The 14,184-nt window shown below is 60.4% G+C and carries 14 protein-coding genes; 9 read left to right on the top strand and 5 right to left on the bottom strand.

Translation table 11 applies throughout. The annotated features are described in order from the left end of the window. Positions 1-29 precede the first annotated feature (29 nt). The 4 genes from ACA060_RS04715 to ACA060_RS04700 all read left to right on the top strand — a co-directional run bounded on the left by ACA060_RS04715 (position 30) and on the right by ACA060_RS04700 (position 2,746). The gene (locus tag ACA060_RS04715) at positions 30-494 is read left to right on the top strand and encodes a multidrug transporter (protein ID WP_109628067.1); all 465 of its coding nucleotides are present in this window, start codon (positions 30-32) and stop codon (positions 492-494) included. Positions 495-524: 30 nt separating this feature from the next. Beyond that, positions 525-1,349: an SDR family oxidoreductase gene (locus ACA060_RS04710; protein ID WP_497315722.1), complete on the top strand. Its 825-nt coding sequence runs from the start codon at positions 525-527 to the stop codon at positions 1,347-1,349. Between the two features lie 118 nt (positions 1,350-1,467). Further along, positions 1,468-1,866 (top strand): DUF4440 domain-containing protein, encoded by a 399-nt coding sequence (locus ACA060_RS04705; RefSeq protein WP_109628065.1) that lies wholly within the window; start codon positions 1,468-1,470, stop codon positions 1,864-1,866. A 208-nt stretch (positions 1,867-2,074) separates the two neighbouring features. Then, positions 2,075-2,746 carry an NHL repeat-containing protein gene (locus ACA060_RS04700; RefSeq protein ID WP_497315720.1) on the top strand — a complete coding sequence of 224 codons (672 nt, stop codon included), beginning with the start codon at positions 2,075-2,077 and terminating at the stop codon, positions 2,744-2,746. 40 nt (positions 2,747-2,786) lie between these two features. Here the strand turns inward: ACA060_RS04700 and ACA060_RS04695 are convergent, their stop codons facing one another. From ACA060_RS04695 to ACA060_RS04680, 4 genes are all read right to left on the bottom strand, one after another. Then, positions 2,787-3,647 carry an efflux RND transporter periplasmic adaptor subunit gene (locus ACA060_RS04695; RefSeq protein WP_497315718.1) on the bottom strand — a complete coding sequence of 287 codons (861 nt, stop codon included), beginning with the start codon at positions 3,645-3,647 and terminating at the stop codon, positions 2,787-2,789. Positions 3,648-3,674: 27 nt separating this feature from the next. Continuing rightward, positions 3,675-3,875: a DUF1656 domain-containing protein gene (locus ACA060_RS04690; RefSeq protein ID WP_109628062.1), complete on the bottom strand. Its 201-nt coding sequence runs from the start codon at positions 3,873-3,875 to the stop codon at positions 3,675-3,677. Then, positions 3,865-6,057 (bottom strand): FUSC family protein, encoded by a 2,193-nt coding sequence (locus ACA060_RS04685; protein WP_497315716.1) that lies wholly within the window; start codon positions 6,055-6,057, stop codon positions 3,865-3,867. Before ACA060_RS04685 ends, ACA060_RS04690 begins: the two co-directional genes overlap by 11 nt. A 138-nt stretch (positions 6,058-6,195) precedes the next feature. Then, positions 6,196-7,695 carry an efflux transporter outer membrane subunit gene (locus ACA060_RS04680; protein ID WP_497315714.1) on the bottom strand — a complete coding sequence of 500 codons (1,500 nt, stop codon included), beginning with the start codon at positions 7,693-7,695 and terminating at the stop codon, positions 6,196-6,198. A 307-nt stretch (positions 7,696-8,002) separates the two neighbouring features. Between ACA060_RS04680 and ACA060_RS04675 the strand changes: the two genes are divergently transcribed. The 4 genes from ACA060_RS04675 (at position 8,003) to ACA060_RS04660 (ending at position 12,067) form a co-directional block, all read left to right on the top strand. Next, positions 8,003-8,971 carry a LysR family transcriptional regulator gene (locus ACA060_RS04675; protein WP_010463147.1) on the top strand — a complete coding sequence of 323 codons (969 nt, stop codon included), beginning with the start codon at positions 8,003-8,005 and terminating at the stop codon, positions 8,969-8,971. 328 nt (positions 8,972-9,299) lie between these two features. Further along, positions 9,300-9,677 carry a DUF6124 family protein gene (locus tag ACA060_RS04670; protein ID WP_497315712.1) on the top strand — a complete coding sequence of 126 codons (378 nt, stop codon included), beginning with the start codon at positions 9,300-9,302 and terminating at the stop codon, positions 9,675-9,677. A gap of 765 nt (positions 9,678-10,442) precedes the next feature. Further along, on the top strand, positions 10,443-11,417 hold the full coding sequence (locus tag ACA060_RS04665; RefSeq protein ID WP_497315710.1) for a 2-hydroxyacid dehydrogenase: 975 nt from the start codon (positions 10,443-10,445) through the stop codon (positions 11,415-11,417). 140 nt (positions 11,418-11,557) lie between these two features. Next, positions 11,558-12,067, top strand: coding sequence for a DUF2165 family protein (locus tag ACA060_RS04660; RefSeq protein ID WP_497315708.1), 510 nt, complete (start codon positions 11,558-11,560; stop codon positions 12,065-12,067). Positions 12,068-12,095: 28 nt separating this feature from the next. Here the strand turns inward: ACA060_RS04660 and ACA060_RS04655 are convergent, their stop codons facing one another. Beyond that, on the bottom strand, positions 12,096-12,998 hold the full coding sequence (locus ACA060_RS04655) for a DMT family transporter (RefSeq protein ID WP_109628053.1): 903 nt from the start codon (positions 12,996-12,998) through the stop codon (positions 12,096-12,098). A gap of 276 nt (positions 12,999-13,274) precedes the next feature. Here ACA060_RS04655 and ACA060_RS04650 point away from each other — a divergent pair, with 276 nt between their 5' ends. After that, entirely contained in the window at positions 13,275-14,150 is an 876-nt protein-coding gene (locus ACA060_RS04650; protein WP_497318178.1) for a helix-turn-helix domain-containing protein, read from the top strand. The last annotated feature ends 34 nt before the right edge of the window (positions 14,151-14,184 follow it).

Genomic DNA, 14,184 nt, shown 5'->3' with positions numbered 1-14,184 from the left:
GTGGTCATGAGTTCAAGGAGCGTTCAAACATGTTCATCGGCGTCCTGCTGGTCATCACCTGGCTGATTTTATTGCTGCGCTACCCGGCCAAGGCGTTGCCCGTCTCTGTGGCGGCCGCCATCGGCCTGGGTCTGGTGGCCACGTGGGTGATCTGGATGGACAGCCGCGAGGTCAAGCAACTGGCGCGCCTGGAGTTACGCATCACCTACGCGCCCGAACACTGCCCGGCGGACCGCCCGTTGCAGCTGACCATGAACAATGGCAACGATGTGCCGCTGACCGAGTTGCGCTGGCGCGTTGCCGCGTACGCGCCGGGCGATACGGTGAATCTGGCCGACAATCAATACGCCGCCCCGCGCTATCGCGGCCCCGGCGAACTGCAGGCCGGCGCCAATTGGGAAGACTGCTTGCCCCTGCCGCCGCTACGCCCTGGCTATCGTCCGCAAACCCTGGAGTTTCGCGCCGAGCGTTTGCAGGGTAGTTTCTCCGACTGATCCCTATTTTTTTTGCACAAGGACCGCGCCATGCCCGTTGCGTTGATTACCGGTTGCTCCAGCGGCATTGGCCGCGCCCTCGCCGATGTGTTCAAAGGTGCCGGATACGAAGTCTGGGCCAGCGCCCGCAAGGCTGAAGATGTGGCTGTTCTGGCCGCCGCCGGTTTCACCGCCGTGCAACTGGACGTCAACGACGGCGCCGCGCTCGAACAGCTGAGCGAGCAGATCAACCAGCAACATGGCGGCCTCGACGTGTTGATCAACAATGCCGGTTACGGCGCCATGGGGCCGCTGCTCGACGGCGGCGTGCCGGCGATGCAGCGGCAGTTCGAAACCAATGTGTTTGCGATTGTCGGTGTGACACGCGCGCTGTTTCCGGTGCTGCGCCGTGCCAAGGGTTTGGTGGTCAACATCGGCAGCGTTTCCGGGGTATTGGTCACGCCATTTGCCGGCGCCTATTGCGCCTCGAAAGCGGCGGTGCACGCGTTGAGCGATGCGTTGCGCATGGAGTTGGCGCCGTTTGGTGTGCGAGTAATGGAAGTACAGCCGGGGGCAATCGCATCCAGCTTCGCCAAGAATGCCGGGCATGAGGCGGAGCAATTGATTACCGAGCAATCCCCGTGGTGGCCATTGCGTGAAGGCATTCGTGCGCGGGCCAAGGCGTCTCAGGACAAGCCGACACCGGCCCGGGAATTTGCCGAAGGTTTGCTCAAGGCCGTGCAGCAGGGTAAGCCACCGCGTCTGATTCGACTGGGCAACGGCAGCCGGGCATTGCCGTTGTTGGCGGGCTTGTTGCCTAAAGGGTTGCTGGAGGCGGGGTTGATGAAGCGGTTTGGGTTGACGGGGCAACTCTAAGACCGAGTCGACACCATCGCGGGCAAGCCCGCTCCCACAGGACCTGCGCTAAACCTGTGGGAGCGGGCTTGCCCGCGATGGCGTCAGAACGAACATTGAAAATTTCAGGGACACTTTGATGACCGACTACACCGAATACTTCGACGAAGTGATCCAGGCCCACATCGCCATCGAGCAATGGCTGGCCGAGGACCAGGACGAGTCCGCGCTTGAACGCCTGCTAACGCGTTTTTCGCCACAGTTTTCCATGATCTCGCCATTGGGCCGGGTGCTGGATTTCGCCGCGCTGAACGAGTTGTTCCTGCTGGCGGGCGGAAGGAAACTCGGGTTCAGGATCGAGCTCAGCGATTTACGGGGTATCGCGCTGTACGACGGTGGCGCGGTGGTGAGTTATCGCGAGCGGCAGACGGATGCGACGGGGCTGCATTCGGATCGACGCTCGACAGTGGCGTTTGAGAAGCAAGCGTCCGGCCCGGTGATCTGGCGGCATTTGCATGAGACGTTTTGCAAGCAGTAAGACCCGGGCACGTCGGATTGCAGCCGCGAAACACACAATTTAACGCTTGTCTACCTGTCAGAGTTGACAGTAGACGACCTCCATCACATCAGCTCAAAGTTGAGGCGCCGAAAACAGGCGAGTCATGAGGATGGGCCAGGGGCTCAATGCCTCATCTGAGATCAGTTTTCGTCCCGGCAACTGGAGCTCGATGAAGGAGGGAGTCGACATGATGGCCCAGCCCCTACCCAATATTCCCCACCACATAGCGCGAGACCGCCATGAAAGTTGGGATCCGGAGCAGATTAAATTCGCTACTCCAGGCAATGCCGGCGGCACTAAAACTGCCGTGGGCGACGGCCGGGTCTTTATGGTTGGCTGGTCAACATCACCTGACTGCCTGGATCCACACATAGAGATTCTGTGCATTGATAGCCGCGGAAGCTGGGACAAAAAATTCGGTGACGATGGACGAGTCATCGTCAAAAACACCAGTGGCTGCCATCCCTGCATTGGCGAATCCCCAGTGATTAGAACCCTTGCGGGCGGAAGCATTATCGTCGGAGCCAACTACGTAACAGCCCTGCTCAACGTTGAAACAGCAACGCTTCTCAAATTTGACGCACTGGGCTTCCCGGTAAAAACGTTCGGTAAAGAGGGACGGGTTGAAGTAAAACTGCCCGATGGAACAGCCTCCACCGCTCTGAAGGATTGCCACATCCTGTCCAACGGCCGGATTCTGGTCGCCGGCCATGCGCTGGCGCAGGACGAAATGAAACACGGTTTTGTGGCGATCCTCAATCCCGACGGGACGCCCAGTTCAAAGTTCGGCACTGCCGGAATCCTCCTGGTCAATGGCCAACATGCAGACACCGAATTCGATGCGTTGCGCAAAGCCTGACGGCAAGTAAGGCGCAGGCGAGCTCACCAAATGCTGCCTGCTATTCGGAACCCTGCTTCACCACCACCGTGCACGTAATCCCCGCCGCCAACAGCACCCCCTCCGGCACCTCATCAATGTGAATCCGCACTGGCACCCGCTGCGCCAGGCGTACCCAATTGAACGTCGGGTTCACATCCGCAATCAGCTCGCGACTTTCCGGGTTATCGCGGTCGTAGATCCCGCGAGAAATACTTTCCACATGCCCTTTCAACACTTCGCCGCTCATCAACTGCATGTCGGCCTTGTCGCCCACCCGCACGTGCGGCAGCTTGGTTTCCTCGAAGAAGCCATACACCCAGAACGAGTTCATATCGACCACGGCCATTTTCGCTTCGCCGATGCGCGCGTAGTCGCCCCGATGCACGTTGAGGTTCGTCACATAACCGTCCACCGCCGCGCGGACCTCGGTGCGTTTGAGGTTCAGTTCGGCCGCTTCCAGTTGCGCCTGGGCATGCTGGTAATCGGCCAGGGCCGAGTCGGCGATGTTGCTGGCGTCGTCGCGGTTTTCTTTGGAGATCACCAGGGCATCCATGTCGGCGCGGCGATGGGCGTTGACCTTGCGCATTTCCCACGTTGACTTGCGTGAACCCACCAATGCCTGCGCCTGTTTGACCGCGATGCGGTAGTGCTCGGGGTCGATGCGCATCAGCAAATCGCCCTTTTTCACCTGTTGGTTGTCGCGCACTGGCACGTCCACCACTTCGCCGGTGACGTCGGCGGCGACGTTGATGATGTCGGCGCGCACCCGGCCGTCGCGGGTCCACGGCGTGTCCATGTAATGCACCCAGAGGGTGCGGCCGATCCATAGGGCGAGGGCCAGCACCAACAGGGTGGCGAGCAGGCTGAAAAGCTTTTTCATCGGTGCCTTTTCTTCAGAAATAGAGAGTCAGTGGTAGACAGTCAGCGCCAGGGCGCCGAACAGACAGCTAAACAGGCTCAGGCGCAGCAGCGCCGGGTGCCAGAAAAAACGGTACAGGTCGAACCCGGACAGGAATCGGTCCAGCGCCCAGGCCAGCGCCGCGGCGATGAAAAACATCAGCGTCATGGTCGGCATGTACACGCCGTGGAAGGCGATTTCACGAGGCATGTTCAAGTCCTTGGGAATGGGTTGTTGCATAGGCGCTGAGCGGTGATTGCGGGTCGAGCAGCGACGTACGAATGAAGTGCAGATAGCTCTTCACCCGACGTAAAGCCGAGGTGTCGAAATGCGGTGCAAAGGGTTCGTCGGTGGCCTGCACACGACTGATGGCATGGTCGACCGCGATCAATCCACGCTCCAGATTGCTCTGGCTCGGTTGCAGAAACAGCCGCACCAGCGAGCGGCCCATCACGCGGATCGCATGGCGCCATGGCTGGGATTCTGCGTAAGCAGGATGCACCGGCAGAATTGCCTGTTCCTTGCGCAACTCGATGATCGCGTGGCCGACCTCCAGCACCACGAACATCCAGCGCAGCAAGTCCCGTTGTACCTGCGGCTGACCCACCGCGAGACCGTAGGCCTGATGCAGCAAGTCCCGGGTACGGCTTTCGAAACTCGAGGCCAGGCCCTTGAGCTTGCCGCTGATTGCATAGACCACTTGCCCGCGCAAATCCTGCTCCAGCCGACGCCACAGCCAGCGGCTGTTCGGCGGCAGAATGATCGCCCCGGCCGCGGCGCACACCAGCATGCCGAGCACCATGGCGATGTAGTCGTTGATGAACGCGTAAGGGTTGTAGACGGTGAGGTTGTCCGGCACTGAACCGGTGCTGAAGAAGATCAGCAAACCGAGGCCGACACCGGCGTATTGCGGCCGCGAAGTGAGGAACGAGCCGAGCACGATCACCGGTGCGAGCATCACGCACAGCAGTGGAAAACCGTCGATCCACGGGAAGATGAAAAACATCTCGACGAAGCCGATCAGCGCCCCGAGGAAAGTCCCGCACGCCATCTGGAATGCCATGCGCTTGGGGTTCGGCGTCGCGGCAGAAAGACCGACAGTAGCCGCGGCGATCAGCGTCATCGTCGCCCCGCTCGGCCACGCCGTCGCCACCCAATAGCTGCCGAGTACGACCAGAATGAATGCCGCACGAATCCCCGAAGCCGCCGAGGCCATCCAGTTGGTTTGCGGAGTGAAGGGCTCGTCCCATTGCTCCCGGGCATGGCTGTGATCGGCCAGCGAAGCGTGGGTCTGTGCATAACTGTGCAACTCGTCGACGAAGCGATAAAGCAGTTCGTACGCGGTGTGAAAATCGAGCTGCTCGGCGTCGCTCGGATCGCGCTCCTGAAAGATCGCCCGCAGGCTACGCACCCGCGTCGGCAGGTGCTCCTTGTAGATCGCCAATGCGCTGGTCAGGCGTGCGGCGTCGGGGCTGGTCAAGGCGCGACCGCTGAAGCCGTCGAGCAATTCCGCCAGGTCTTGCAACCCCGGTTTGATCGCCGCCACCACGTGATCGGTGCCGCTGCTGCGCAAGCGTTCGAGCAACTGGTGCAAGGCGTTGAACCGGGTGGTGATGCCCATGAATTCGCTGTTCAAACGACTGAGCCGGCCGTTGCGCCGACGCATGTGTGGGTCTTCGAACACAGTGACGCTGCGCAGCCCTTCCAGGCCGACCGCTTCGGCGATAAAGCGCACGTTGCTGGCTTCGAAAGCGTCCCGTTTGCTGCGACCGCGCAGGCCATCGGTGACGAACAAGGCGAACACACCGAAGCGCTGATACAAGGCGTTGCGCATCGCCGCGCTGGCGGTTTGCGGCAGGATCGCGGCGCTCACCACGGTGGCGCAGAGAATGCCCAAGGAGATTTCCAGCACCCGCCAAACCGCCGCCATGAAGGCGCCGTCCGGGTGGGCCAGCGCGGGCAAACCGACCATCGCGGCGGTGTACCCGGCGAGCACGAAACCGTAGGCGCGAAAGTTGCGATATCGCGCGGCGCCGGCCGAGCAGATCCCGACCCAGATCGCCAGCGAACCGAGGAACAGTTCGGTGTTCTGGGCGAACAAGGCAATCAACGCGACCATCACCGCCGACCCGGTCAGAGTGCCCAGGAAGCGGTAAAAGCTCTTGGCGAATACCTGGCCGCTTTGCGGCTGCATGACGATGAACACGGTGATCATCGCCGTGCGCGGTTGCGGCAATTCCAGGCGCATCGCCAGCCACAGGGTCAGGAACGCGGCGATCAGCACCTTGAAAATGTAGACCCAGGTCACGCCATCACTGCGTGCCCAGTCGAAGAAACCCCGGCGCCATTCAAGGGAATACAGCCAGCGCAGAGGTGCGGGCGAGGGAGTCATGGAATCCTGCTCATTGATATTCAGCCAGATGAGATCCCTGTGGGAGCCAGCCTGCTGGCGATTGCAGTGTGTCAGTCGATGCTGATGTCACCTGACGCACTGCAATCGCCAGCAGGCTGGCTCCCACAGGGTTTGTGTTCACTTAAGTAGCATCGGGGTTTTCGGTGCCTGGGTCCGGCTGTCTTCCGGCACATCGTTACCTGCACCAAGCCCTCCACCGAGCGCCGTCACCAATTCAGCATGAGCACTCAGCCGCGCCGCCTGAACCCGCTGCTGCACCTGCTGTTGCTTGAACAACAAAGTCTGCGCATTGAGCACGTTGAGGTAATCGGTGAGCCCGCGCTGATACGCGATCATCGCGATGTCGTAAGTCTTCTGCGCGGTGGCCACGGACTCGGCGGCGAAGGTTTGCTGCTTGTCCATGGACTCGCGGCGGATCAACTGGTCGGAGATGTTTTTCAGCGCGTTGACCAGCGTCTGGTTGTACCGGGCCACGGCAATGTCGTACCCGGCCGAGGCTTCGCCCAGCTCCGAGCGCAAGCGCCCGCCATCGAAGATCGGCAACGAGATCGCGGGACCGACGCTGTAGTTGAGTTTCTTGCCGGTCAAAAACTCCAGCGCACCGCCGCCAGTGGCCATGTAGCCGAGGCTGCCGACCAGATCGACGTTGGGGTAGAAACCGGCGTGGGCGACATCGATGCCCCGCGCCTGGGCCGCCACTTGCCAGCGACTGGCAACCACGTCCGGGCGTTGGCCGAGCAATTGCGCGGGCAAAGACGACGGCAGTTTCAGCGGCGCGGCCAACGATAACGTGGGCCGCTGCAACTGCGCGCCCTCGCCCGGGCCTTTCCCTGCGAGAGCTGCAAGCTGGTTGCGGCTTAGGGCGATTTCTTCGTCCAGCGCGTCGATCTGGCGATGGGTTTCCGGCAGCGGGGCTTCCGCCTGGCTGACTTCGAAATGGGTGCCGATGCCACCGCTCAGGCGTTTTTGCGCCAGATCGAGAATCTGCTGCTGCTGTTTCAGGGTCGCCTCGACAATGTCCCGCTGCGCGTAATGCAACGACAGTTCGATGTAGGCGCGCACGATGTTGTTCTGCAGTTCGAGCTGAGCCAGACGCGCTTCGGCGGCCGTCATGTGCGCCATGTCCACGGCGCGCTCGGTGGCGTTGCTTTCGCGGCCCCAAAGGTCGAGGGCGTAGCTGAAACCCAGCGCGGCGTTGTTGTCCCAGGTCGTCGAGTTGGCCAACTCGCCCGGTCCATAAAACTGATCCGTGGGCCAGTTGTGGCGCTTGAGGGTGGATTCGCCATTGATCTGCAACGACTCGGCGGACTCGGCGATACCGGCCATGGACTTGGCCTGCCGCACCCGCGCGGCGGCCATGGCCATGGTCGGGCTGCCTTGCACGGCGAGGTCGATCCAGCGGTTCAATTGCGGGTCGCCATAGGCCTGCCACCATTGCGCGGTTGGCCAGTGAGCGTCCTGCGCGGCGCTCTGGATGGCGTCGTCGGTGGCCAGTGAATTGGCCTCCAGTGCCTGGCCCTGCGGGGCAATTCCTCCGGTTCCGATGCAGCCGCTGAGGGTCAGGGATAAAGCCAGAACACTGAGCGTCTGAAGCGCTCTGTTGATGCGACGCGGCACTGCTGAAAATTCCTGAAATGGAGAAGGCACGATATTGGTAGAGCGGGCAACGCGATCTTTGTGGGAGCGAGCTTGCTCGCGATGAGGCCGTTACGGCTGACATTGATGCTGCCTGCCCCACCGCCATCGCGAGCAAGCTCGCTCCCACAGGGTTTCATGCAGCGACGCAATTCTAGGGGTGGGTCTTAGTGGCGATAAGCTGGGAATCCTGTGAATCTTTGTTACCGTTAACGCGATAATCCCTTGGTCGGGGTCTCAGTCTCTGAAACCTTGTGTCACAATTTGCCATCGCACCCGAGAGCACCCCATGGACACTTTGCAAAACATGCGCGCCTTCAGTTACGTGGCCGAGGCCGGCAGCTTCACCGCCGCCGCCGTGCAACTCGACACCACCACGGCCAACGTCTCGCGCGCGGTCTCCAACCTGGAAGCCCACCTGCAAACCCGCCTGCTCAACCGCACCACCCGCCGCATCGCCCTGACCGAGGCCGGCAAGCGCTATCTGTTGCGCTGCGAGCAGATCCTGGCCTACGTCGAAGAAGCCGAAGCCGAAGCCAGCGACGCCCACGCGCGCCCGGCCGGGCAGCTCAAAGTGCACACCATGACCGGCATCGGCCAGCACTTCGTGATCGACGCCATCGCCCGCTATCGCAAGACTCACCCGGACGTGACCTTCGACCTGACCATGGCCAACCGCGTGCCGGACTTGCTCGACGAGGGCTACGACGTGTCCATCGTGCTGGCCAGCGAACTGCCGGACTCGGGCTTCGTCTCCCAGCGCCTGGGCATCACCTACAGCATCGTCTGCGCCTCGCCCGCTTATGTGAAAGCCAACGGCTGCGCACACAAACCCAGCGACTTGCTCAACCACGCGTGCCTGCGTCTGGTGAGCCCGGTGATCCCGCTGGAGAAATGGACCTTCGACGGTCCGGAAGGCCAGGAAATGGTCACCATCAATAGCTCGCCATTCCTGGTGAACTCGGCTGACGCGATGAAAACCGCGATCATCAGCGGCATGGGCGTCGGCGTGTTGCCGGTGTACGCGGCGATCGAAGGCTTGCGCAACGGCACGCTGGTGCGAGTGATGCCGAACTACCGCTCGCAGGAACTGAATCTGTATGCGATCTACCCGTCGCGGCAGTACCTGGACGCAAAGATCAAGACGTGGGTCGAGTACTTGCGCGGGTCACTGCCGGAAATACTGGCGGCGCATCAGGCGGAATTGGTGGCGTATGAATTGAGTGGGAGTCTGGGCGGGGTTCGGGTGGCGAACTGATTTCACGGTCCTACAGACGCGGTGATTTTGGGGAATGTTTCCGACGGGTTCTGTCGGTTGTTGGGTCGGACGGGAAATGGGTAGGCTTTGTGGGTCGCTGCAAAATCAGCGGCCAGGCTTGGAAACCTGGATATTCCCATCACAGCACATGGCATACTGCGGCGCTTTTTTCTGCACGCAATTCCTTGTTATGGCGGCTGTGCGCGGGAGACCTTCGGGTCTGCCGGTTTTGGTGGGATATCCGGTTTTCCAGACCGCGCATGGCTGCCACCCTTTCGCTTGGAAACGAAAATGGCAGCTCGATTAATCCCATATCGAGTAATTTTTTATGATCAAAGAAACACCGAACCCTCCGGAAACCGACGACGTTTCCCCCTACGAATCCCTCGATTCCAAAAAACTCAACGAAGCCGCCGAACGCGCGCTGGATCACTACCTCAACCCCGCCGCCCTCAAATCCCCTGCCAACCGCAAACCCAGCACGATGTTTTTGATCGCACCGGACATCAAAGACGAAGACCTGCTGGCCCACACCTGCGAGTCATTGGCCCAGGCCAGCGTGATGGCGAGCGACTTCGCGGACTATCTGGAAGGCCCGCACCGGCACAAGGCGATGGCCATTCAACAGATCGTCATGCTGGCTGAACTGGCCGCAAACCGGATGCTGGATAACGTCGCCATACCAAAACCTGCGCCGCACAGCTAATCCCTGAGGGAGCAAATCCCCCTGTGGAAGCGAGCCTGCTCGCGATTGCGGTCCGACATCCGGCATTGATGTTGGCTGACACTCCGCCATCGCTGGCAGGCCAGCTCCCACAAGGGTTTGGTGTACACCTGCAAGAGATTGGTTAGCTGTCAGGCCGCCATCGCTGGCAGGCCAGCTCCCACAGGGGGTTGGTGTACATCTGCAAGAAATTGGTCGGCTGTCAGGCCGCCATCGCGAGCAGGCTCACTCCCACATAAAGCAGATCGACGTACACCCGCTTCTCACCACTCATCAGGCCGAGCGTTAGCTCGCCTGCAGCTCTTGATCTTGATCCACCCGCCCCGTCGGGAGGCTGAGTGGAGGTGTTCATCCGGGGAGTGGCGCGCAGCGCCGTTCGACGCAGTCGAACACGCTGCATGTAGGTCGTCGCGAAGCAGACCGGAGGGCAGTGTCCCCGGATGGATACCGGAGCGAAGGAACGCCGAGCCCAGGCGAGGGGCCGGACGTTTGGGGCGAGCCTTTTTTTGCTTACTTTTTTTTGGCGTTTGAAAAAAAAGTGAGTCGCCGTAAGGGCGAAACCGCCAGCAACCGTAACCGCAGGAATGGATATGTACCCGGTCAACCACAACATGGTCGGCCCGAAGGCCGCCATCGCTGGCAAGCCAGCTCCCACAGAAACTCCCAGTCAATCCGCAGACTCGCACAACAACGGAGAAGAATGTTAGCGTGCTTGGCATTCACCAAGCCCCGACGAGCCCTCCTCCCATGAAAAAGACCGTCCTCGCCTTCAGCCGCGTCACCCCGGAAATGGTCGAGCGCCTCCAGCAAGACTTCAACGTCATCGTCCCCAACCCGAAAAACGGCGACATCAACGCCCAATTCAACGAAGCCCTGCCCCACGCCCACGGCCTGATCGGCGTCGGTCGCAAACTCGGCCGCGCGCAACTGGAAAACGCCGCCAAACTCGAAGTCGTCTCCAGCGTCTCCGTCGGCTACGACAACTACGACGTTGCCTACTTCAACGAACGCGGGATCATGCTGACCAACACCCCAGACGTCCTCACCGAAAGCACCGCCGACCTGGCCTTCGCCCTGCTCATGAGCAGCGCCCGCCGCGTCGCCGAACTCGATGCCTGGACCAAGGCCGGCCAATGGCAAGCCACCATCGGCGCACCACTGTTTGGCTGCGATGTACACGGCAAAACCCTGGGCATCGTCGGCATGGGCAACATCGGCGCCGCCATTGCCCGTCGCGGTCGCCTGGGCTTCAACATGCCGATCCTCTACAGCGGCAACAGCCGCAAGACTCAGCTGGAACAAGAACTCGGCGCGCAATTCCGCAGCCTTGACGAACTGCTGGCCGAAGCCGATTTCGTCTGCCTGGTCGTCCCGCTCAGCGAAAAAACCCGACACCTGATCAGCCACCGCGAACTGGCCCTGATGAAGCCAAGCGCCATCCTCGTCAACATCGCCCGCGGCCCGGTCGTCGATGAACCTGCCCTGATCGAAGCGCTGCAAAACAACCGCATCCGCGGCGCCGGGCTGGACGTCTACGAGAAAGAACCACTGGCCGAGTCGCCGTTGTTCCAGCTGAAAAACGCGGTGACATTGCCGCACATCGGCTCCGCCACCCATGAAACCCGCGAAGCCATGGCCAACCGCGCGCTGGGTAACCTGCGCAGCGCTCTGCTGGGCGAGCGGCCACAGGATCTGGTCAACCCGCAAGTCTGGAAAGGCTGACTAAAACGGGCAGACACTATAAGTGCCTGCCCGTTTCTTTACACAACTTGCAATTCAGTCAACCGACGAAAAAAAGTTAAGCACTTTAGACTCTCCTTTACTTGCCCGACCCCGGACTATGTACATGGAGAACAATTACCTTGAACAACTACACAACTGAAAAGATCATCAGAATCAGCAAAATTGCACTGATGGCTTATATAAGCTTTTTTGGACTTTTGGTGATGTATAGCAACTTCACCGACTACACCACAAACTACGAATATGTCGCCCATGTCCTGAGCATGGACACAACCTACAACAACGAACGAACAACCTACCGGGCCATCACTTCGCCCATGTTGCACCATCGCATCTACTGGCTCATCATCACCCTCGAAGTGACCTACACCATTTACTGCCTGTTAGGCACTTACCACCTTTATCGAAAACTGAATGCGTCTGCCCGTGAATTCCATGAAGCAAAAAAATTCTCGATCATGGGTCTATTAATCGGTTTATTCATCTATTACGTCTGCTTGCAGGTCGTGGGCGTCGAATGGTTCGACATGGATAGATCGCAAACATGGAATGCCAAGGATTGGGCTCGGCATATTGTCGATTTCATGTTGCCGTTACTGATGTATATCGCGTTAAAGATTGAGCGCTGAACAGTAACGCGCTCGACCTCCAGATTTGTCAGACCAGATTGCCAGTCCGCTGCAACACTCGCGCCCTGGGCTTGCGAAAGACCAGCACGTTGCCCAGCATCACCAACACCAACCCGACCAATGCCGGTGCGGTCCATTGATAACCTTCGGCAAATGCCGAGACATTCAGTGCCACGACCGGGAACAGCACGGTGCAATAGGCCGCTCGCTCCGGCCCCATACGCCCGACCAGCGTCAAGTACGCGGTGAAGCCGATGACCGAACCCGGAATCACCAGGTACAGCAGCGAGCCGATATAGCGCGCGTTCCATTCCATGTCGAATGGAATGCCCCTGACCAGGCACCACACCGACAACATCGCAGCGCCATACGCCATGCCCCAGGCGTTGGTGGTCAGCGGCTTCAAACCGGCCTTCTGTTGCAGGCTCGAGAGCATGTTGCCGGCCGAGAAACACAGGGTGCCGAGCAGCGCCAAACCCAGGCCGAGCAAGGTTTCCGGGCTGGCGGTATGACCGGCCAACTCGGGCCAGAACAGCAAGCCAAGGCCGAACAAACCCAGTGCACCGCCCATCAACACGTTGCGGGCGATTTTCTGACCGAAGAACACCCGCGCATTGAGTGCATTCCACAACGTGGCGGTGGAAAACACCACGGCGACCAGACCGCTGGGTATCCACTGACTGGCGGTCAGGAAGCACATGAAGTTGATGCAGAACAGGCACAGTCCCTGAGCCAGACAGATCAAATGCCCGCGACGGTTCATCACTTGCAGGCGTCGGCTGAGCAGCAACAGGACGAACAGCACCAGCGCAGCAAGGCCGAAGCGATAGACGATCGACACGGGAATGGCCACCACGCCCAGCTGCCATTTCAAGGCAATCCAGGTGGTGCCCCAGATCAGCACGGTCAACAAGTACAACGAAAGGTTCATGGCGACAGCTCCGGAATGGGCAATGCGGTGTGGTGAGCGAGCTTGCTCGCGCCGGGCTGCGTAGCGGCCCCATCCTGGCAAGTTTCTCCAGTTATTGTGAGTGCTGCGCACTCAAGCGGGAGCAAGCTCCCTCGCCACAGTGCATTGCCTGATTAGGGATCCAGTGTGCTGCGCTGATCGTGGGCGCACTTGCATAAACTTGCGCTTTTGTCGTGGCAGAGGCTGGCAGCGCAAAGTCTACGGAGTAGGATGCAAGGCGTCGGAGAGAAAGCGATCATGCCCGCACTGGAAACCCTGCAAGTCTTTCAAGCCCTCAACCGCTCGCCCAATGCTCGCCTCGAGCACAGCGCCGAGCTCGGTGACGGCATGGCTGCAGCCTTGTGGAGCAACCATCACGATGCCCAGGACTATGAGGCGCCAAGCCACCACACCTTGTCCTGCTACATCGCCGGCGGCACCGGCACTTTCCGTCGCGACCAGCCCGGCACCAAGGGCGGCCCGGACAAGCTGTGCATCCTGCCGGCCGAGCATCAGTCAGGCTGGGTAATCAACGGCGACATTCGCCTGGCCCACGTGTATTTCAGCCCCGAGCAATTCGCCCTCGGCTGCGTCACGCTGCTGGACCGCGAGCCGCGCGAACTGCAATTGCGCGAAGCGACTTTTCTTGATGACCTGGCACAAGCCCGGCGCTTTCGGCAGATGCTCACGCTCAACTGGGACGAACCCGGCGAACGCTTGCTCACCAGCAGCCTCGCTCACGAAATGCTCAGCCACGTGTTGCTCGGCCAGGTCGGGATGCGTGAGGGCTTGCGGCTCAAGGGTGGACTGGCGGCGCATCAGCGGCGGCAGTTGGTGGAGTTCATCGACAATCAATTGGCCGAGGCGATCAGCCTGGGTCAATTGGCGGCGCTGTGTGCGCTGTCGGAATATCATTTCGCGCGGATGTTCCGGGAAAGCTTTGGCTTGCCGCCGCATCAGTATGTGTTGGCGCGGCGATTGAGTCGGGCGCAGGAGTTGTTGCGTTCGACTTCGCAGCCTCTGGGGGAGATTGCATTGGCGTGCGGGTTTGCCAGTGCAAGTCATTTCACCAATCGGTTTCGGCAGGTTTTGGGTGGGACGCCTGGGGAGTATCGGCAGGCGTTTTTGCGTTAATCCCGAAGATCATCAGTGGCTATCAGGCCGCCAT

The organism is Pseudomonas sp. LBUM1671 (assembly GCF_059695685.1).
The sequence above is the reverse complement of the archived record's forward strand: the minus strand, read 5'-3'. Positions and strand labels throughout refer to the sequence as shown.